18 protein-coding genes are annotated in these 18391 nt (G+C 64.5%); 9 read left to right on the top strand and 9 right to left on the bottom strand.

What is annotated here, in order from left to right; genetic code table 11:
* Window positions 1–169: 169 nt before the first annotated feature.
* From ACVWW6_RS40740 to ACVWW6_RS40730, 3 genes are read right to left on the bottom strand one after another with little or no spacing between them, the layout of a single operon-like run.
* The gene (locus ACVWW6_RS40740) at window positions 170–364 is read right to left on the bottom strand and encodes a DUF2783 domain-containing protein (RefSeq protein ID WP_011085116.1); all 195 of its coding nucleotides are present in this window, start codon (window positions 362–364) and stop codon (window positions 170–172) included.
* Window positions 361–1998: an FAD-dependent oxidoreductase gene (locus ACVWW6_RS40735; RefSeq protein ID WP_456682746.1), complete on the bottom strand. Its 1638-nt coding sequence runs from the start codon at window positions 1996–1998 to the stop codon at window positions 361–363. Before ACVWW6_RS40735 ends, ACVWW6_RS40740 begins: the two co-directional genes overlap by 4 nt.
* A 28-nt stretch (window positions 1999–2026) precedes the next feature.
* Entirely contained in the window at window positions 2027–2569 is a 543-nt protein-coding gene (locus ACVWW6_RS40730; protein ID WP_011085118.1) for a VOC family protein, read from the bottom strand.
* A 120-nt stretch (window positions 2570–2689) separates the two neighbouring features.
* Here ACVWW6_RS40730 and ACVWW6_RS40725 point away from each other — a divergent pair, with 120 nt between their 5' ends.
* Window positions 2690–3178, top strand: coding sequence for a MarR family winged helix-turn-helix transcriptional regulator (locus ACVWW6_RS40725; protein ID WP_161536166.1), 489 nt, complete (start codon window positions 2690–2692; stop codon window positions 3176–3178).
* A gap of 26 nt (window positions 3179–3204) precedes the next feature.
* On the opposite strand, the gene ACVWW6_RS40720 is transcribed toward ACVWW6_RS40725, so the two are convergent.
* Window positions 3205–4134 carry a LysR family transcriptional regulator gene (locus ACVWW6_RS40720; protein ID WP_028174284.1) on the bottom strand — a complete coding sequence of 310 codons (930 nt, stop codon included), beginning with the start codon at window positions 4132–4134 and terminating at the stop codon, window positions 3205–3207.
* Window positions 4135–4231: 97 nt separating this feature from the next.
* Here ACVWW6_RS40720 and pcaH point away from each other — a divergent pair, with 97 nt between their 5' ends.
* A complete protein-coding gene (pcaH, locus tag ACVWW6_RS40715) occupies window positions 4232–5020 on the top strand; it encodes a protocatechuate 3,4-dioxygenase subunit beta (RefSeq protein ID WP_161536164.1) in 789 nt (262 codons plus the stop codon).
* A 4-nt stretch (window positions 5021–5024) separates the two neighbouring features.
* Window positions 5025–5651 (top strand): protocatechuate 3,4-dioxygenase subunit alpha, encoded by a 627-nt coding sequence (pcaG, locus tag ACVWW6_RS40710; protein ID WP_456682745.1) that lies wholly within the window; start codon window positions 5025–5027, stop codon window positions 5649–5651.
* 23 nt (window positions 5652–5674) lie between these two features.
* Here the strand turns inward: pcaG and ACVWW6_RS40705 are convergent, their stop codons facing one another.
* Window positions 5675–6286, bottom strand: coding sequence for a LabA-like NYN domain-containing protein (locus ACVWW6_RS40705; RefSeq protein ID WP_161536163.1), 612 nt, complete (start codon window positions 6284–6286; stop codon window positions 5675–5677).
* 360 nt (window positions 6287–6646) lie between these two features.
* Window positions 6647–7552: a helix-turn-helix domain-containing protein gene (locus ACVWW6_RS40700; protein WP_011085124.1), complete on the bottom strand. Its 906-nt coding sequence runs from the start codon at window positions 7550–7552 to the stop codon at window positions 6647–6649.
* 50 nt (window positions 7553–7602) lie between these two features.
* Here ACVWW6_RS40700 and pobA point away from each other — a divergent pair, with 50 nt between their 5' ends.
* On the top strand, window positions 7603–8775 hold the full coding sequence (pobA, locus tag ACVWW6_RS40695; protein ID WP_456682744.1) for a 4-hydroxybenzoate 3-monooxygenase: 1173 nt from the start codon (window positions 7603–7605) through the stop codon (window positions 8773–8775).
* A gap of 209 nt (window positions 8776–8984) precedes the next feature.
* Here pobA and ACVWW6_RS40690 read toward each other — a convergent pair whose 3' ends face one another.
* The 3 genes from ACVWW6_RS40690 to ACVWW6_RS40680 all read right to left on the bottom strand — a co-directional run bounded on the left by ACVWW6_RS40690 (window position 8985) and on the right by ACVWW6_RS40680 (window position 13148).
* Entirely contained in the window at window positions 8985–11135 is a 2151-nt protein-coding gene (locus ACVWW6_RS40690; protein WP_456682743.1) for a CHASE2 domain-containing protein, read from the bottom strand.
* Window positions 11136–11153: 18 nt separating this feature from the next.
* Complete coding sequence (locus ACVWW6_RS40685; protein WP_060910768.1) at window positions 11154–11822, bottom strand: hypothetical protein; 669 nt, start codon at window positions 11820–11822, stop codon at window positions 11154–11156.
* A gap of 186 nt (window positions 11823–12008) precedes the next feature.
* On the bottom strand, window positions 12009–13148 hold the full coding sequence (locus tag ACVWW6_RS40680) for an HD domain-containing phosphohydrolase (protein WP_456682742.1): 1140 nt from the start codon (window positions 13146–13148) through the stop codon (window positions 12009–12011).
* A gap of 266 nt (window positions 13149–13414) precedes the next feature.
* On the opposite strand from ACVWW6_RS40680, the gene ACVWW6_RS40675 reads away from it, so the two are divergent.
* Genes ACVWW6_RS40675 through ACVWW6_RS40655 form a run of 5 tightly spaced genes read left to right on the top strand, consistent with a single transcriptional unit; the run spans window position 13415 to window position 18369 of the window.
* Window positions 13415–13738, top strand: a complete 324-nt coding sequence (locus tag ACVWW6_RS40675) for an STAS domain-containing protein (RefSeq protein ID WP_038966600.1) — start codon at window positions 13415–13417, stop codon at window positions 13736–13738.
* The gene (locus ACVWW6_RS40670; RefSeq protein ID WP_008142319.1) at window positions 13738–14103 is read left to right on the top strand and encodes a response regulator; all 366 of its coding nucleotides are present in this window, start codon (window positions 13738–13740) and stop codon (window positions 14101–14103) included. Before ACVWW6_RS40675 ends, ACVWW6_RS40670 begins: the two co-directional genes overlap by 1 nt.
* On the top strand, window positions 14100–16169 hold the full coding sequence (locus ACVWW6_RS40665) for a chemotaxis protein CheA (RefSeq protein ID WP_161536160.1): 2070 nt from the start codon (window positions 14100–14102) through the stop codon (window positions 16167–16169). The genes ACVWW6_RS40670 and ACVWW6_RS40665 overlap by 4 nt, the downstream gene beginning before the upstream one ends.
* Window positions 16169–16630, top strand: a complete 462-nt coding sequence (locus tag ACVWW6_RS40660) for a chemotaxis protein CheW (protein ID WP_162185819.1) — start codon at window positions 16169–16171, stop codon at window positions 16628–16630. Before ACVWW6_RS40665 ends, ACVWW6_RS40660 begins: the two co-directional genes overlap by 1 nt.
* 41 nt (window positions 16631–16671) lie before the next feature.
* Window positions 16672–18369: a methyl-accepting chemotaxis protein gene (locus tag ACVWW6_RS40655; RefSeq protein ID WP_456682741.1), complete on the top strand. Its 1698-nt coding sequence runs from the start codon at window positions 16672–16674 to the stop codon at window positions 18367–18369.
* Window positions 18370–18391: the final 22 nt, after the last annotated feature.

Below are 18391 nucleotides of genomic sequence, written 5' to 3'. Positions count from 1 at the left end.
GTGGCGGTCCGCGCGCAACCAGTGGGTTTGGCGAAGGGCGGCCTGAATTTGGGAAAGGCCTGTTGGAAGGCTGCCTCCCGTCACCGCCGGCCCGTACCGGAAGATGGCTTCGGCCTGATCCGGCAACGACGCCGAACATCCTGATATCGAGGGCGGTGCGAAGACGCGCCTATCCGCGGCCGCTGCGCGCGCAGCTGATTGCCTCCGCGAGCACGTCGCGGTCGCCGATGTGATTGGCGAGCAGCAGGATCAGCCGAGCGTTCATGCGCAGCGCTTGCTCTTCGTTCAAATCCCGCTGGCTGCCGATCAGTTCGGCATAGAATCCGTCTGGATCGGCGATATTCGGTGAGCGGTTGAGCATCATGCCGCAATCTCCTTCTGCCGTACGGCGTCTTGAGCAGTAGCGCGCAACAGCGCCGCGGAGATCTTTCCTTCGTCGAAGCCAGCCCAGCGCGCGGCGACATATTGGTCGGGCCGGAAGAGGTATGTGGTGCCAGTCGACGTGCCGTAGCGACTCGCCAGAACACCCCTGGGATCATCAATGTCACGCCCGACACGGATGACCCGTGCCGCGATTGGCCCGACCTCGATCCGCTCGTTGTCCACCGCTTGGTCGAATGTCACGACGACGAAGCCCGCGCCAAGGCAGTTGAGAAACCAGTCGGGCTTGCCGCCAGCCGTCACCGGAGCGTCCGCAGCGTTGGTGCCGGGCCGCATCTCGCCGTCGAGCAGGCTGTCGTCCAAGGTATTGAGGGGCGAGGTAACGTAAGGTGTCGGTGTCGACAGCCGGCCGCTGTTGACCAGTGGGCGCGCAAAGCCGTGATGCTGCGCGAGTTCGAGCACGGCGTCGCGGAAATGGCGGCTTACCTTGGTTTTTGGTGTGATGAAGTCGGTCGCTCGCGTCGAGTTCAGGATGTTGTCATCGGCGGCGTATGCGCGTTCGTCGTGATAGCTGTCGAGGAGCGCCTCCGGCGCCTCTCCACGCAATACCATAGCGAGCTTCCAGGCGAGATTGTCGATGTCCTGCACGCCGGTGTTGGCGCCGCGGGCACCGAACGGTGAGACCTGGTGTGCAGCATCGCCGGCAAACAGCACCCTGCCGTGGCGGAACTCGTCGATCCGCCGACAGGCGAACTGATAGATCGAGACCCATTCGAGCTCGAACTCCGTATCCTCGCCCAGCATCGCCTTGATGCGCGGGATGACCCGCTCCGGCCGCTTCTCCTCGTCGGGATCTGCGTCCCAGCCGAGCTGGAAGTCGATGCGCCATATGTCGTCGGCCTGCCGGTGCAGGAGCACGGACTGCGCGGGATGGAACGGCGGATCGAACCAGAACCAACGCTCGGTCGGGAAATCCGCCTTCATGGCAACGTCGGCGATCAGGAAGCGGTCCTCAAAGTACTGCCCCTTGAATTCGGCGCCTACCATCTTGCGCGTATCGGAATTGGCGCCGTCGCAGGCGATCACCCACTGCGCCTCCATTGTGAAGATGCCATCGGGCGTCTCCACCGCGAGCTCGGCATGATCGGCCGCCTGCTTGAGGCTGATCAGCCGGTGCTTCCAGCGTAGATCGATGAGTGGGCTGGCGCGGCACCTGGCGACCAGGATCTCCTCCAAATGATATTGCTGGAGGTTGATCATGGCGGGCCACTCGTGGTCGCTCTCGGGCAGGAGGTCGAACTGGTAGGAAAGCTCGTCGCGAAAGAATACCTTGCCGACGTTCCAGCTCACGCCGCGTTCGACCATGGGATCGGCGCAGTCGAGCCGGTTCCAGATCTCCAGCGGGCGCTTGGCATAGCAGACGGCGCGTGAGCCGATGCTGACGGTATCGTTGTCGTCGAGCAAAACAACCGGCTGGCCGCGCGCCGCGCAATCGAGGGCCGCGGTGAGCCCAACGGGACCTGCGCCGATGACGACGATCGGGTGCCGTTTGACGATGCCCTCGGCCTGTTCTTTCGAGCGCAAATAGCCGAACTTCGGATAGATGTAGTTCGTCATGTCCGGTTCCTCGCGAGTCGTGCCGAATTCAATGCGCGTCCTGAAACTCTTTCTCGTGCATCCAGGCATTATGACGTGGCGGACGCTTGGTGCGTGACCATTCCTCGACCATCTCGTGCGCGACCGATTTCATGCGGTCGATCTGGTCCGGCGTGGCGGTCCAGGCCGCGATCTCGAGGCGGTGGCCGCTCGGATCGCGAAAGTAGATGGACTTGAAGATGGTGTGGTCGGTGACGCCGACGACGTCGAGGCCGGCAGCTTCCGCGCGCGCCCGGGCTTCCTCGAGCTCGGCGAGGTCCTTGACCTGAAAGGCGATGTGCTGGGTCCATTCCGGCGTGTTGGGATCGCGGCCCATGGGCGGCGAGTTCGGCAGCTCGAAGAAGGCGAGGATGTTGCCGTTCCCTGCATCGAGGAAAATGTGCATGTACGGATCGGGTGCCTTGGTGGAAGGCACGCGATCCTCGGCGATCGCGCCGAGAAGATCCATGTTCAAGACCTTCTTGTAGAACTCGACGGTTGCCTTGGCGTCGACGCAGCGATAGGCGACGTGATGGATCTTCTCGATTTTCATGGCGGCGTCACTCCCTTTGATGGTTGCGGAATTAGTATCAAATGTTACAATCTCCTGGGTTGATCTGGATCAATCTGCCCGGAAAACTTTTGGAGGAATGCAAGCCAGGGACTGAGCGGCATGGCGGGACGTTTGCGCGAAGCACGAAATAGGGCAGCGGGTCCGGCGCAGGATGCCGGCGCCGAGCTCGATCTGCAGCAGTATTTTCCGTATCGGCTGGCGCGTCTGGCCGAACAGGTGTCGCTGGCCGTGGCCGAAGTCTATTCGGAACGCTTTGCGCTGACGCGTCAGGAATGGCGTGTGCTTGCCATTCTTGGCGCGCGGACCCAGATTGCGACCAAGGAAATCGGGCCGCTCACCACGCTCGACAAGATGCAGGTCAGCCGCGCCGTCCAGGGACTGGAGACGCGCGGCATCGTCAGCCGAAAACATGCTTCTGATGACCGTCGCGAGCTGATCGTTTCGCTGACGTCAGCCGGCCGCGCGCTTTTCCGCAAGATCGTGCCGTTCGCGCTGGAACGGGAGACGAGGCTGCTTGCCGTGCTGACTTCGGAGGAGGTCGAGGTTCTCGACCGCGCGATGCGTAAGCTGTCGGCGGAATTGACCTGAAGTTCGGGCGTTCCCGATTCTGCCGTTCATGCTCCTGCGGCGGTCTCTGCTACCGTCTCGAGCTGGTTCCTGATCCAGCGATGGGCCGGGTCTTTCTGGTAGCGCTGGTGCCAGACCATGAACATCGGCAGCTCGGCCAGGGTCCGAGTGCCCGAGGCCAGCGGAATTCGGGCATGTGCGAAGCCCTGCATGACACCGGACGCGAGCAGGCTCGGCATGCTCGCGAGCATCTGCGTGCCGCGCAGGAACGACGGCACGCCTGAAAAGCTCGGCACGGAGATGGCGATGTCGCGGTGGAAGCCGTTGGCCGCCAGCCGGCGGTCGAAGTCGAGCCGCTCATTGTCGGTGTAGACCACGGTGATGTGGCGCGCTGCGAGATAGGCGCTGCGACCGGCGGGCGCGGTACGTGCCTTCGGGTCAAAGTAACAGACGTAGTGGTCGCTCAGCACGCGCTTCTGCACGATGTCGACGCCGGACGGCGGCAACGGCGTGATCATGAGATCGCACCGGTTCTCGCGCAGCATCGCGGGTGAGGGGGACTGCGAGGGGATTACCCGCAGGTGCAGGCTCTTCACCTGTTCGCTGACATGGCCGAAGAAGCGCGGCAGCAACAGGTCGCGCTGGAAATCGTTGGCGGCGATCGTCAGCGAGAGCTGGGCCTGCGCCGGCTCGAAGCTGACGCCGCCGGCAAAGCTGCGCATCTCGTCGATCAGCGCACGCGCCTTCGCCGCGAGGGCCTGGGCGTGCGCGGTGGCGACGATGCCGCGGCCGGACTTGGCGAACAGCGGATCTCCAGCGATCCGCCGCAGCTTGTTCAAGCTGTGGCTGACGGCGGATTGCGTCAGGCCGAGCCGCGTTGCCGCCGCCGTCACCGAGCCTTCTTCCAGCACGGCGAGGAACAATTCGAGGGCATGGCCGTCGAGGGCCAAATGATCGATTTTCTTCATGGAATTCATTATAATCGATCTATTTATCTTGAGAATAGGTGGCGGCATTATCGTTCAATAAGCCGCGCACCCGGACCCCGGGATGCCCTAGGGAGAGACAACGCCGATGAATGCCCAGGCGACAGCCTTGCAGGATCCCCGCCTCAACCGCCCCGAGCCGCTCACGCCGCCGCTCGGCGACGGCGGCTTCTTCCAGCGCGACCGTTCCATCCATCCGCCCGCGTATGCCCCGGGCTACAAATCCTCGGTGCTGCGCTCGCCGCGCCAGGCGCTGCTGTCACTGGAGAATTCGGTCTCGGAAATCACGGGACCGGTGTTCGGCCACAACGATCTCGGCCCGCTCGACAACGACCTGATCCGCAACTACGCCAAGGACGGCGATCCCGTCGGCGAGCGCATCATCGTCCACGGTCGCGTGCTGGACGAGACCGGCCGCGGCGTTCCGAACACGCTGGTCGAATTCTGGCAGGCCAATGCCGGCGGCCGCTACCGGCACAAGAAGGACACGTATCTGGCGCCGATCGATCCGAATTTCGGCGGCTGCGGCCGCGCGCTGACTGACGACACCGGCTATTATTATTTCCGCACCGTGAAGCCGGGTCCTTATCCCTGGCGCAACTTCGTCAACAGCTGGCGTCCCGCCCACATCCACTTCTCGGTGTTCGGCTCGGGCTTTGCGCAGCGGCTGATCACGCAGATGTATTTCGAGGGCGATCCCCTGATCCCGGTCTGCCCGATCCTGACGACGATTCCGGACAAGGATGCGCTCGATCGCCTGGTCGCGCCGCTCGACCTCAACGCCTCGACACCGTTCGACTCGCTCGCGTACCGCTTCGACATCGTCCTGCGCGGTCAGCGTTCCACCTATTTCGAAAATCGCACCGCGGGGAACTGAGCAAATGCCGCAGCCGCTCAACTATCTCAAGGAAACCGCCTCGCAGACCGCCGGCCCCTACGTCCACATCGGCCTGATCCCGGCCATGGCCGGCTTCGATATCTTCGAGAAGAACTTTTCCAACGTGCTGGTGACGCCGAACACCCGGGGCGAACGCATCACGCTGGAAGGCAAGGTGCTTGACGGCACCGGTACGCCGCTGCGCGACGTGCTGCTGGAAATCTGGCAGGCCAATGCGGCCGGCCGCTACAACCATCCGGCCGACCGTTCGGCCGGCGAGCTGGAGCAGGAGTTTCGCGGCTGGGGCCGCGCCGGCTCCGACTTCGACAGCGGGCTCGTGACCTTCGAGACCATCAAGCCCGGCGCCATCGCCGACAAGGCGGGGCGCAAATGCGCGCCACACGTCAATGTCTGGATCGTCGCGCGCGGCATCAATATCGGTCTCAACACGCGGCTCTATTTCTCGGATGAAGAGGCTGCCAACGCCGGAGACCCCGTGCTCAACCTGATCGAACAGCCGGCGCGGCGCAAGACGTTGATCGCAACGCGAAGCGAGCGCGCCGGCAAGGTCGTGTATTCCTTCACGATCAATTTGCAGGGGCCCGAGGAGACCGTGTTCTTCGACGTCTGAGAGTCGTGCGGCCTCCCGCAGGATCACTCCACCTGGTCGCCGCGATCGATCGCTACGCGCGCGAGGAATTGCGGTAACTGGCGCATCTCGCGCGATCCCGGCCGATTGGCCGGATCGCGCCCCACTTTTGGTTTCAGTTCTGCCAAATCAATGAATACGTCCGCCTGTCGGCGCAGGTCGTCGGCGACCATGGCTGGCTGAGTGGAGAGTGTGGAGACGACCGTCACGCGGACACCGCGGCGCTGCAGCGCTTCCACCAGCGAACGAAAATTCCCATCGCCCGAGAACAACACGATCTGATCGACGTGCTCGGCGAGCTCCATCGCATTTACGGCGAGGTCGACATCCATGCTGCCCTTCACCTTGCGGCGGCCGGTGATGGCGTCGACGAATTCCTTCGTGAACTTGGTGACGACGGTGTATCCGTTATAGTCGAGCCAATCGATCAAGGGGCGGATCGACGAATACTCCTGATCCTCGATGAGGGTCGTGTAGTAGAAGGCCCGCAACAGCGCACCTCGGCTTTGGAATTCGCCGAGCAGACGCCTGTAGTCGATGTCGAAGCCGAGCGCCTTGGAGGTGGCATGGAGATTGGAGCCATCGATAAAGAGTGCGATCTTCTCAATCGAAGACATTATGCGTAAATCTCCAGTTGCACGCGAAAGGCGGCCGATCCCACCGCCAGGGCGCGGTGTGTCGGCCGGAAGAACAATGAAGGCACCGATGGCTTGCCGAAAAAGCAGCGCAGACGACCGGACAGGGGCGGCCGTCTTGCGCCCAGGTTAGGGAGGATCCAATGCCACTAGCGCCAGGGCGCCGAATGCAGCCAGGCTAAGGCGCGCGCGTTCCCTACTCAATTGTACTGAGGTAAAGGGCCTCTATCCAAAGGATAGGGCCCGATATACGAAGGTAAGTGGCAGCGCGGGCAACAAAGGCCATTGCGGTTCCCAGCGTGGCCTTCGACCATGGGCGCGGCTGTTCGATCGGCTGATGTGTCAGCCTTCATCACCATGCAGCCGGGTGCGAAAGGCGCGCGGCGATAGCCCCGTGGCGGCGGCATAAACGCGGCTGAAATAGGCGGGGTCCTCGAAGCCGAGCGCGTAAGCGATCGTCGAGACCGGCAGGTTGGTGTAGACGAGGTTGCGCCGTGCCTCGCGGATCAGGCGGTTGAGGATCAGGTGCGAGGCGGTGTCGCCGGTCGCCGCCCGCGTCACCCGGTTGAGATGGGTCGGCGTGATCGACAGCGCGCCTGCGTAGTCCGCGACGCTCCAGCGTTCCAGATGATGCTGCTCGAGCAGCGCCTCGAAGCGGCGGAACAGGCCGGATTCGGCAGTGCCATTGCCACCGGTCTCGCTCGTGAGCGCGCGGGCCACCAGCCCGATCATGGCTGCCGACAAAGCGCGCAGCACATGTGCGCGGCCGAAATCGCGGGCGGCGTGTTCGGCGAAGATCTGCTTCATGGTGGCGCGGATCTGCGGGGTGCCGCGCACCACGCCTGATTGTGACAGGGCCCCGCGCAGGCCTTCGGCGGCGAGCAGCGCCTCGTCCAGAATCTCCGCCGCGATGGTCAGCACCCAGCCTTGGGTCTCAGGCACGAAGCGGAAGCCGTGGACGTGTCCGACGGGTACGTTGACGATCTGCATCGGCTTCAACGGCACCACGCGTCCGTCGAGCGTCGCCTCGCCGCCGCCGCGCTCGATCAGCAGGACCTGGTGCAGCCGGGCATGGCGGTGCACGGCCAGGGTCCAGTCGTGAAGTACGGAGCGGGACGCGATCGTCTCACAATGCACGACGTCGGGCAGGTCGCCGGACTCGCCGAACAGATTGTAGACGCGGATCGCGGGGGCAGGGGCGGCGCTTTTCATGTTCGAATAGTACAAGACAAAGACGAAACCCTCCATCGGTTTGCGCGGCTGAATCTGCAAAAAAGTGCCGACGGGAGGACGCGAAAATGAAAGTTCAGGTCTGTATCATCGGTGGCGGGCCGTCCGGGCTGCTCTTGTCCCAGCTCCTGCATCTGAAGGGCATCGACACGGTCGTGCTGGAGAAATACAGCCGCGACCATGTGCTGGCCCGGATCCGCGCCGGCGTGCTCGAGCACGGTTTTGCGAAACTGATGCGCGAGGCGCAATGCGGCGAGCGGATGGACCGCGAAGGCGAGATCCACCGGGGGTTCGAGATCGCCCATGACGGGGTGCTCTCCCACATCGATCTGCACAAGCACTCCGGCGGCAATTCGGTGCTGGTCTACGGCCAGACCGAGCTGACGCGCGACCTCTACGAGGCGCGCGACCGCCTTGGCGGCAAGGTCGTGCACAATGCCGAGGACGTGACGCCGCATGATCTCGCGTCGGACCGCCCCTACGTGACGTACCGCTCGAACGACGAGATCGTTCGCGTCGATTGCGACTACATCGTCGGCGCCGACGGCTTCCACGGCGTCAGCCGCAGGTCGATCCCAAAGGACGTGCTGCGCGAATACGAGAAGGTCTATCCGTTTGGCTGGCTCGGGGTGCTGTCGCGCACCAAGCCGGTCTCGCCCGAGCTGATCTATGTGAAGCACGAGCGCGGCTTTGCGCTGTGTTCCCTGCGTTCACAGGTGCTGAGCCGCTACTACATCCAGGTGCCGCTCACCGACAAGGTCGAGGACTGGTCGGACGACGCGTTCTGGGCCGAGCTGAAGCGCCGCCTGCCGGAAGAGGTCGCCGGCCGCTTGATCACGGGGCCCGCGATCGAAAAGAGCATCGCGCCATTGCGCAGCTTCGTCGCCGAACCGATGAGCTATGGCCGCCTGTTCCTCGCCGGCGATGCCGCCCACATCGTGCCGCCCACCGGCGCGCGCGGGCTGAACAGCGCCGCCTCCGACATCTACTATCTCTACCATGCCATGCTCGCACATTATCAGAGCGGCGATGATTCCGGCCTCGAAGGCTATTCCGCCAAGGCGCTGGCGCGGATCTGGAAGGCGCAGCGCTTCTCCTGGTGGATGACGATGCTGCTGCATCGCTTCCCCGATCGTCTCGACTATGAGGATCGTCTTCAGCAGACGGAGCTGGAATATCTGTTCTCGTCCGAAACGGCGCAGCGCCTGCTCGCGGAGAACTATGTGGGCCTGCCGTTTTGAGCGAGATGATCGCGCAACACGCGATGCTGCCCTCCCTTCTCCCCTTGTGGGAGAAGGTGGCGCGAAGCGCCGGATGAGGGGTATGTCTCCGCGAATTCAAGTGAGAGTTGGATGCGCCGAGAGAAACCCCTCACCCGTCTCGCCGCCTTGCGGCGAGCCACCCTCTCCCGCAAGGGGAGAGGGGAAGCTAGCGCTCTCGGCTGACGCGGCTACTTCCCTTCAAGCGTGTTGACTGGTGTCCATTCCAGCGACGGTGGATTTGCGACAAGCGCTCTGGCGCGCTTTGCAAACATGGACGATGGCGGATCGACCTTGGCTAGCCGGTCGAACACATCAACCGCCTTCGCGAACTCCCGTGCGCGCCAGCAGGCCAGTCCTTCCGCATACAACGCCGTCACCTTCTTCTGCTCGGCACTCTCCCCGTCTCTCTCCGCCAGCGGCTCGAACACCTTGATCGCCTCGCCGCGGCCCAGCACCCTGATTGCGTCGAGCTCGCGCCAGGCGAAGGCGTCACCTGTCTGCGCCACTGTCGCCTCCGAGGCCATGATCGCGGTGCCGTAATATTTGTTCGCACCCTCGAGCCGCGAGGCGACGTTCACGGTGTCGCTCATCACGGTGTAGTTGAAGCGGCGGCGGGAGCCGATATTGCCGACCACGGCTTCGCCGCTGTTGAGCCCGATGCGGTGCGACAGGCCGTGGCCCGCGAAGGCGGCGTTGTTGGCGTTGAGGTCCGCCAGCTTTTCGTGGCACTTCAGCGCCGCGCGGACGGCATTGCGCGCGTGGGCGGGATCGTCGGCCGGCGCGCCGAACATGGCGACGATGGAATCGCCGATATATTTGTCGACATAGCCGCCATGGCCTTCGATGATGTCGGTCATGGCGGAGAGATATTCGTTCATCAGCGTGACCAGCTCGCCCGGCGTCATCGTCTCTGCGATCGAGGAGAACCCGCTGAGGTCGGAGAAGAACATGGTGACGTTGCGCATCTCACCGCCGAGCGCCGGCATCTTGCCGGAGGCTACCATCGTCTCGATCACCTCGGGCGCGAGATAAAAGGCGAAGCTCCTGCGCAGAAAACGCTCGTCGCGATCGGCCAGCATGAAACGGTAGCCGATCATCATCGCGAGCGCGGCCAGGCTCGCGAGCGCGGGCTCCGTCAAGGGCAGCGCCAGGGCATGCTCGAACGCGGCGACGGCCACACCGGCGTAAACGGCGGTGAGGGCGAGCCAGGCGATCACAGCGCCGCCAGGCGCGAGCATGCAGGCCGCGCAGGCGATGATCGCCGCGAACGCAATTGTGAGGATGGTCCGCGCCGGAAAGCCGAGCTCGGTCACGGCGTCGCGCTCGATCAGGTTTCGCACGACGGTGGCATGCACGAACACGCCGGCGATGTCGCTGCGGGCCTTCTGCGCGGTGCCCGCCGGGGCGGGCAGGGCGCAGCGCGGCGCGGGCGAGCCGTCATATCCGCCGGAAAGCCGCATCGAGGTGAGCTTACGGTCCTCGAAATTGAGGACGGTGCCGAGCAGGACGACCTTGCCCTCGAAGGCACGGCGGAAGAAATCGTGGTCGCCCTTCTCGACGCAGGCACGCAGGTCGGCGAAGGAATAGGCAGGGATGTCGCGGCCCATGGCACGGTAGTTGAGCGTCAACGTGTTGGGGACCGCGCTCGGGATCGTGTAGCCGGACAGCTGCATCGCGCCGGATGGTCCGGTCCCGGGCGTCGTGCCGAGCGCGCGCGCGGCGAGTTCGATCGCCATCGCAGGGACCGGCTTGCCGTCGATGGCAAAGCTCAGCGGCATCCGCCGGATCACGTCGTCGGGGTCGGTATGGACGTTGAGGGCGCGGATATTGTTTTTCACCGCCAGTTGCTGCGCGCGGTAGGGCCTGTCCGGATGGTCGTTGCTCAGGATCTCGCCGAGCACCAGCTTGCCGCTGTCGGAGAGTTGCCGGAGTGCGATGAGGTAGTCCCGGTCAAAACCCTTCATGCGGCTGCCGAGTGGCGCGTCGCCGAAGGGAATCTCCGACTGCTCGATCGAGCTGGGAAAGATGACGTCGAAGCCGATCACCTTGGCGCCGCCCTCAGTGATGCTTCCGAGCACGCGGCCAATTTCGCGCGTCCAGGTCAGCGTCGGCGATCCCTTGAAGGGCGGAGTGTCGTAGGTCTCCCCGTCGATGGCCACGACGACGACCGGCGATGTCGCGGGATCGCGGCGGTCGCCGACCAGCTTGCCGCGCATCGCGGTGAGGATGTCGAGCGACAGGCCCTGCAGCGTCTGAAGCGGCGGAGACGTGAAGACCGCGCCCGCGAAGAGCGCAATCAGGATCGCTGCAACGATGTCCCGCCTTCCGATCCGCCGCATCGCCCCGTCGCAAGCCGCCTATTCGAGCCGCAGCAGGCGGCCGACGATCGGCGTCGGCGATGAGGTGGCGCTGGCGTCGACCTGGAAGGCATAGCGCTTGGCGCCGAGGATGGCGAGATAGCTGCCGCCGGGGGTCAGTGATTTCCCGGCTTTGGCAAAATCATAGAACTTGCCGCCGATCATGACCTCATTCTTCAGCGGCACGGTGATCGTGGGTTCCTTGCCGTCGGTGCGCTCGATCACCAGCGTGCTGCCGCTCTTGGCCTGCACCAGCGGTGCGACGCCGTAGATCGTCGGCAGCTTGGCCGGCGCGCCCTTGGCGTCCGAGCGCATGGTGCGGAAGGTGGTCGCGGCGCTCTGGTTGGCCTCTCGCTCGGACAGCTTCGCCGCGTTGGTGTCGCAGGGCACCTTGTCCCGCTTGACCTCGCCGAGCTGTACGGTGCTCTGCTCGGCGCCGACCAGCACGACGCCTTCGCTGATCGTCTCGCGCAGGCAGGATTTGAGATAGCTGAGCGTGACGCTCGCCTTCGGGCCGAGCTTGATGATCTTGCCCGGCGCCACATAGTCCATGAACGCGATGCCGTCGACCTTGCCCTGGACGTCCTCGACGATCGCGGCCGGGGTCTCCGCCAGGGCGGGGGTCGCCACACAGAGCGCGCCGACAACGGCGCCGATCAGGCTTCTCATGGGGATTCTCATTCAATTCTACCGATGCTCTACCGGTCCCGTCCTGGTTCGATGTTTAGCAGCGGAGCGCCCAGGCAAGTGTGACCGGAATCACTCTTAGACATTGGTGCACTCTATCAGGAACAGGTTCAAACCGGCGACCGGAGAAAACAGAGCCGCGGCAAGCTGTTGCCGGGATATGCGATCTCAGGCGGCCGGAACGGCCTGCGGCGAACGGTCTTCGGCCGGCCGGCCCTCGACGGCTCTCTCCATGACTGGGGCGAGCGTCGCCTCCGTCTTCTGAAATGGCGTCGCCTGCTGCCCGGCAGCGATCTCCATGACTTCGTTCCAGCGCGACAGAAAAGCCTCGACGCAGGCCGGGTCGAACTGCCGTCCCTGGTTCTCGACCAGGTAATTGCGCGCCGCCTCGAGCGGCATCGGCTCTTTATATGGCCGCCGCGTCGTCAGCGCGTCGAACACGTCGGCGACCGCGACCACGCGTGCGGCCACCGGGATCTCGTCCGTCTTGAGGCCGTTCGGATAGCCTGCGCCGTCCCAGCGCTCGTGGTGGCCTGCGGCAATTTGCGCACCGAGCTGGATCAGCTCGCAACTGGAGTCCGCCAGGATCCGTTCGCCGATCGTGGCGTGGGTGCGGATCACCGCCATCTCCTCGTCGGTCAGCCGGCCGGGCTTGAGCAGGATATTGTCGGGAATGGCGACCTTGCCGACGTCGTGCAGCGGTGCGGCGAGATAGATGTCGCGGCAGAGCCGGGCCGGCAGGCCGAGCTGCTCGGCGATGATGCGGCTGTAGCGGGCGACCCGCAGGGTGTGCTCGCCGGTGTCGTTGTCGCGGTATTCGACCGCGAGCGCGAGCCGCAGGATGATCTCTTCCTCGCGCTCGCCGAGCTTGCGTATCGCGGCCGCGACTTCACTGGCCAGATGCGCGGCGCGATCGTTGAGCTTGCGTACGGCTGCACCAAGCTGAATCAAATTCCGTAGACGCACCGTCATCTCGACGCTCTGCGGCTGCTTGGGCAGGAAATCGGTTGCACCGGCCTGCAGCGCTTCCATCTTGACGTCATCGGTCTGCCGCGACGTGATCATCGCGATAGGGATGTCGACGCAGCCGGGAAGGGTGCGGAGCGTGCGGATGAAGCTGATGCCGTCCATGTGCGGCATCTCGTAGTCGACCAGCACGAGGTCGAAGACGCGCTCCCGTGCGCAGGCCAGTGCCTGCACGGGATCGAGGAAGGTGGTGGCTTCGACCAGACCTTCGGCCTCGATGTGACGTTTCAGGAAGTTGAGGACGGAACGGCTGTCGTCAACCAGAAGCGCTTGGGTCAGCATCGGCGGCCGGGGCTCTCTTCGCTGGCAAGGGCACGAACCGACTGCATAACCCGTGCGAATTTAACGCGAAGCAAGTGCGCCGTGCGTGCGCACGCGCTGCGATATGCGCGCCTCGCATGCGATTTCAGCAGGCTATGCACCGTTGCATGCAATTGCGCGAAGTCCTCGGGAATGTGACCCGTAGTTGTACGGACCTCTCCGTTAGGGGTTTGCTCACTTGATTCGCGTCAAACGTGTATCGGAATTTTGCAAGGGCGGGGGCAGCGATGGCGCTCAATCCGACGGAGCCGAAGTGGTCGTTGCGGTTACCCGCCGATTGCAGCATCGCGGCCATTCGCAGCGTCTATGACCTCATTCGCGAGGCGTTCGGCCGCGAGCAGCGGCTCGAGATCGATTGTTCGCGCGTCGACAAGGCCGACGTGACCTCGATCCAGCTTCTGCTGTCGACCGCCAAGACGGGCGAGGCCCAGGGCCGCCCGGTGGTGCTCACCGCATTCTCCCAATCTCTGCGCAACACCCTTCGCCGCGCCGGCTTCGCCAGCGAGGCGATGATCGAACAGCACTTCCCGCAAAAGAAAGATGGCACCTGATGGCCACGATTCTGACCGTCGACGATTCCCCCAGCATTCGGCAAATGATCAAGGTCGTGCTCGAGCCGGCCGGTCATAACGTGATCGAGGCCGGTGACGGTGCGCAAGGGCTCGCCAAGGCCCAGGCCGGCAAGCTCGACCTCGTGATCACCGACCTCAATATGCCGGTCATGAACGGGCTGGAGCTGATCCGGGCGCTGCGCAAGCTGCCGAGCGCGGTCGGCATGCCGATCGTGTTCCTGACCACCGAATCCAACGACACGGTGAAGCAGGAGGCCAAGAGCGCCGGCGCCACGGGCTGGATCACCAAGCCCTTCAAGCCGGAGCAGTTGCTCGCCGTCGTCGGCAAGCTGGTGCGCGCATGAGTGCAATGGACCCGACCGAGGTCTTTCGTCAGGAAGCCAGTGAGCTCTTCGAAGTTCTTGAAGGAGCCCTGCTCGATCTCGGCCTGCGTCCCGATGACCGCGAACTCGTCGATTCCGCCTTCCGCGCCCTGCATACGATCAAGGGCTCGGGCGCCATGTTCGGCTTCGACAAGGTCGCCTCCTTCACCCACGAATTCGAGACCGCGTTCGATCGCGTCCGCAAGGGCGAGATCAAGCCGACGCAGGAACTGATCTCGGTCGCGCTCGCCGCCAAGGACTATATCCGCGCCCTGATCGAGGATCCCCAGTCGACCGATGACGTCATCGGCGAAGGCATCCTCGACGACCTCAAGCGCTTTGTCTCGTCCGACCAGCCTGTTGTGCCGGTCGCCGGGATCGCGGAGGCGGCGGCGCCGGTCGAGAGCAAGCAGGCCGGCTGGCACCTGTATCTGGAATTCGAATCCCACATCCTGCGCAACGGCTCGAACCCGCTCGACCTCCTGGAAGACCTCTGCAAGCTCGGCCCCTGCTTCGTCGTGCCTGTTACCGACGGCATCCCGTTCCTCGACGAAATGGAGCCGGAGGATTGCTATCTGAAGTGGGACGTCAAGCTGCACGCGGCCTGCGACAAGGACGCGATCGACGACGTCTTCATGTTCGTCCAGGACGAGATGAAGCTGACCCTCTCGCCCTTGGAGCATGTCGAAGCGCCCGCGCCGATGCCGCTATTCCAGCTCATCGACGAGGAGCCGGCGCCTGAGGCCGAGATGCCTGCGCCGGTGGTCGAGGCTGCTGCCGCGCCGATCGCCGCGCAGCCCGCCGCAAAGGCGGAGCCCAAATCTGAACCGAAGCCGGAGCCGAAGGCCGAGGCCAAGCGCGACGATCGCGGCATCGCCACCGTTCGCGTCCAGGCCGAGCGCCTCGACGAACTGATGGACCGGGTCGGCGAGCTCGTCATCGCCCAGGCGCGGCTGACCCAGCTCGCATCGTCCGGCTCCGACCTCTCGATCAAGATGATCGCCGAGGAGATCGAGCGCCTCGCGTCTTCCTTGCGCGACACCACGATGGGCGCGCGCATGGTGCCGATCGGCTCGCTGTTCGGCCGCTTCCGCCGCCTGATCCACGATCTGTCGCGCGATCTGTCGAAGCCGGTCGAATTCGTCACCACGGGCGAGGACACCGAACTCGACAAGACCATGATCGAGTGCCTGGCCGATCCGCTGGTGCACCTGATCCGCAACGCCATCGACCACGGCATCGAAGACACCGCAACGCGCGCCGCCAACGGCAAGACTGAGCAGGGCCGGATCGAGCTCGCCGCCGTTCATTCCGGCGCGCAGGTGCTCGTCACCGTGAAGGACAATGGCGGCGGCCTCAACACCGCGCGCATCCGTGCCAAGGCGGAAGAGCAGGGCCTGATCGCAGCCGGCGCCGTGCTGACCGATCACGAGATCCACCAGTTCCTGTTCCACCCGGGCTTCTCGACCGCACAGACCATCTCGGCGCTGTCGGGACGCGGCGTCGGCATGGACGTGGTCAAGCGCACCATCGAGAACATGCGCGGCACCATCGACCTGTCGACCAAGCCGGGCCAGGGCACCACCGTGACGCTGCGCCTGCCCTTGACGCTCGCGATCATCGAAGGCCTGCTGATCCGCGTCGGCGAAGGCCGCTACATCATTCCGCTGTCGGCGGTGGAGGAATGCGTCGAGCTGACGGCCGAGGACGAGCGCTCGCGCGGCCGCAATTTCCTCAACGTCCGCGGCAACCTCGTTCCGTTCCTGCGCCTGCGCGAGATCATGTCGTCGTCGGGGGCGCCCGACCGGCATCAGAAGACGATCATCATCTCGACCGGTGAAAGCCGCGTCGGTCTCGTCGCCGATCAGATCATCGGCAACCACCAGACCGTGATCAAGTCGCTCTCCAAGCTGCATTCGGATGTCACGATCTTCTCGGGCGCGACCATCCTGGGTGACGGCACGGCGGCGCTGATCCTCGACGTCGCGCAGCTCGTCGCGCTGGCGCAGTCGAAGGTCGAGAAGCAGCACATCAGCGAGGCGGCGTGATGAACGAGACTTTGGCCGGCGAGCATCAGGCCGACGCGATGCAGGTCGTGATGATCGGCCTCGGCGAGGAGAAGTTCGCGCTCGACGCGGGCCTCGTGCGCGAGATCATCGATCCCGTGCCGGTGACCAAGGTCGCCGGCGCACGGGCTTTCGTTCCCAGCGTGATCAACGTACGCGGCAACGTCATTCCGCTCGCGGACCTGCGCATCCGCTTCGGTATGCCGCAGCTCGACAACTCGGCCGACACGCGCATCGTCGTCATCGAGCTGGAGCTCGACGGCGAGCCCGTCCTGGTCGGCGTCACCGCCGACAAGGTCTATGAGGTCACGGAGATCTCGCAGACCGACGTGCAGCAGACGCCGCGCGTCGGCATGCACTGGAAGCCGGAGTTCATTCGCTTCATCGCCAAATGGCGTGAAGAGTTCGTCATCGTTCCCAACATGGAACGCATTCTGAATTGAAATGAGTCCCAGGGGTGGGACTTGAGGTTTAGGGGCTGGAAATGAGATTTACGGTCAAAGCGAAGCTGGCCAGCGCATTCGGCCTGGTCATTGTCCTGTCCATGGTCGCCGGCGGTGTCGCGTACATGAAGCTCGGCGACATGATGGCCACTGCTGACAGCATGGTCCTGCGCGCGACCCGGATGGAGAAGGCGACGCAAATCGAAAAGGATATCCTGCTTCAGCTGCGGGCGGAGAAGAATTCAATTCTCGGAGCGGAAGCCCAGGCCGAACAGTTTGCCGCCGATGCCGCCAAGATTCGTGACCAGGCGCTGAAGACCAAGGACGAGGTCTACGCGTTGGCGAGCGAAGCCGGCAGGAAGCTGCTCGACAGCTTCGCTGTGACATACGCCAAGATGAATGCGTATCAGGAAGAGACGTTCAGACTGGCCAAGACCGACAAGGCAAAGGCGACCGAACGCTCCATGGGCGACGGTCGCAAGGTCGTCGCGGACGCGATGGAAGCCATGAGCGCCTATGTCGGCAACACGAAAAAGCAGATGGCGGAGCAGGCGGTCCAATCCAAGGAGGAAGGCCACCAGGCGCAGTTCGTGCTGATGACGCTGCTCGGCATTTCGCTGGCGATTGCGATCGGGGCTGCGCTCTGGATTTCCATCTCGATCAGCCGTTCGCTGGGCCGCGCCGTTGGCCTTGCCGGCGCGGTTGCGGAGGGCGATCTCAGCCAGACCATCCCGTCCGCCAGCAACGATGAGATTGGCGACCTCGTCAGGTCCCTGAACGTGATGGTCGAGAAGCTCCGGCAGATCGTCGCGGAGGCGTTGACCGCCGCGCAGAACGTCTCGGCCGGCAGCCAGGAGCTCTCCGCCAGCGCCGAGCAGCTCTCGCAGGGCGCGACCGAGCAGGCCTCGTCCGCCGAGGAAGCTTCCTCCTCGATGGAGGAGATGGCCTCGAACGTGAAGCAGAACGCCGACAACGCCAACCAGACCGAGAAGATTGCCGCGCAGTCCGCCAAGGATGCGGAATCCAGCGGCGCGGCCGTCGGTCGTGCGGTTAACGCGATGCAGACGATCGCCGAGAAGATCACCATCGTGCAGGAAATCGCACGGCAGACCGATCTGCTGGCGCTCAACGCCGCGGTCGAGGCCGCGCGGGCCGGCGAACACGGCAAGGGCTTTGCGGTGGTCGCTTCCGAGGTCCGCAAGCTCGCCGAGCGCAGTCAGGCGGCCGCGGCCGAAATCGGCACGCTGTCCACGGAGACGGTGAAGGTCGCCCGGGAGGCCGGCGACATGCTGTCCAAGCTCGTGCCCGACATCAAGAAGACGGCTGAGCTGGTCCAGGAGATCACCGCCGCTTGCCGCGAACAGGACGTCGGTTCGGCCCAGATCAACCAGGCGATCCAGCAGCTCGACAAGGTCGGCCAGCAGAACGCCAGCGCCTCCGAGCAGGTCTCCTCGACCTCGGAGGAGCTCGCTTCGCAGGCCGAGCAGCTCCAGTCCACAATCTCGTTCTTCCGCATCGACCATGCCGGCCGCGGCGAGAGCGCGGCGCCGGCGCCGATCGATCGTGCCGTTACCCAGCTCCGCGCCAAGGCGGCGCACATGGCTGCGGCGGATCGCGGCGTGAAGAAGCTCGCGCCTGTCCGCAAACCCGCACGTGCGATGAAGGTCGCCGGCGGTGGCGGCTTCGCGTTCGACATGCACGACGGCGAAGACGACCGCGACGCCGAATTCCAACGCTGATCAGGCGGTCCGGCCTCGTGCC

The organism is Bradyrhizobium sp. USDA 3311 (assembly GCF_054062495.1).
The sequence above is the reverse complement of the archived record's forward strand: the minus strand, read 5'-3'. Positions and strand labels throughout refer to the sequence as shown.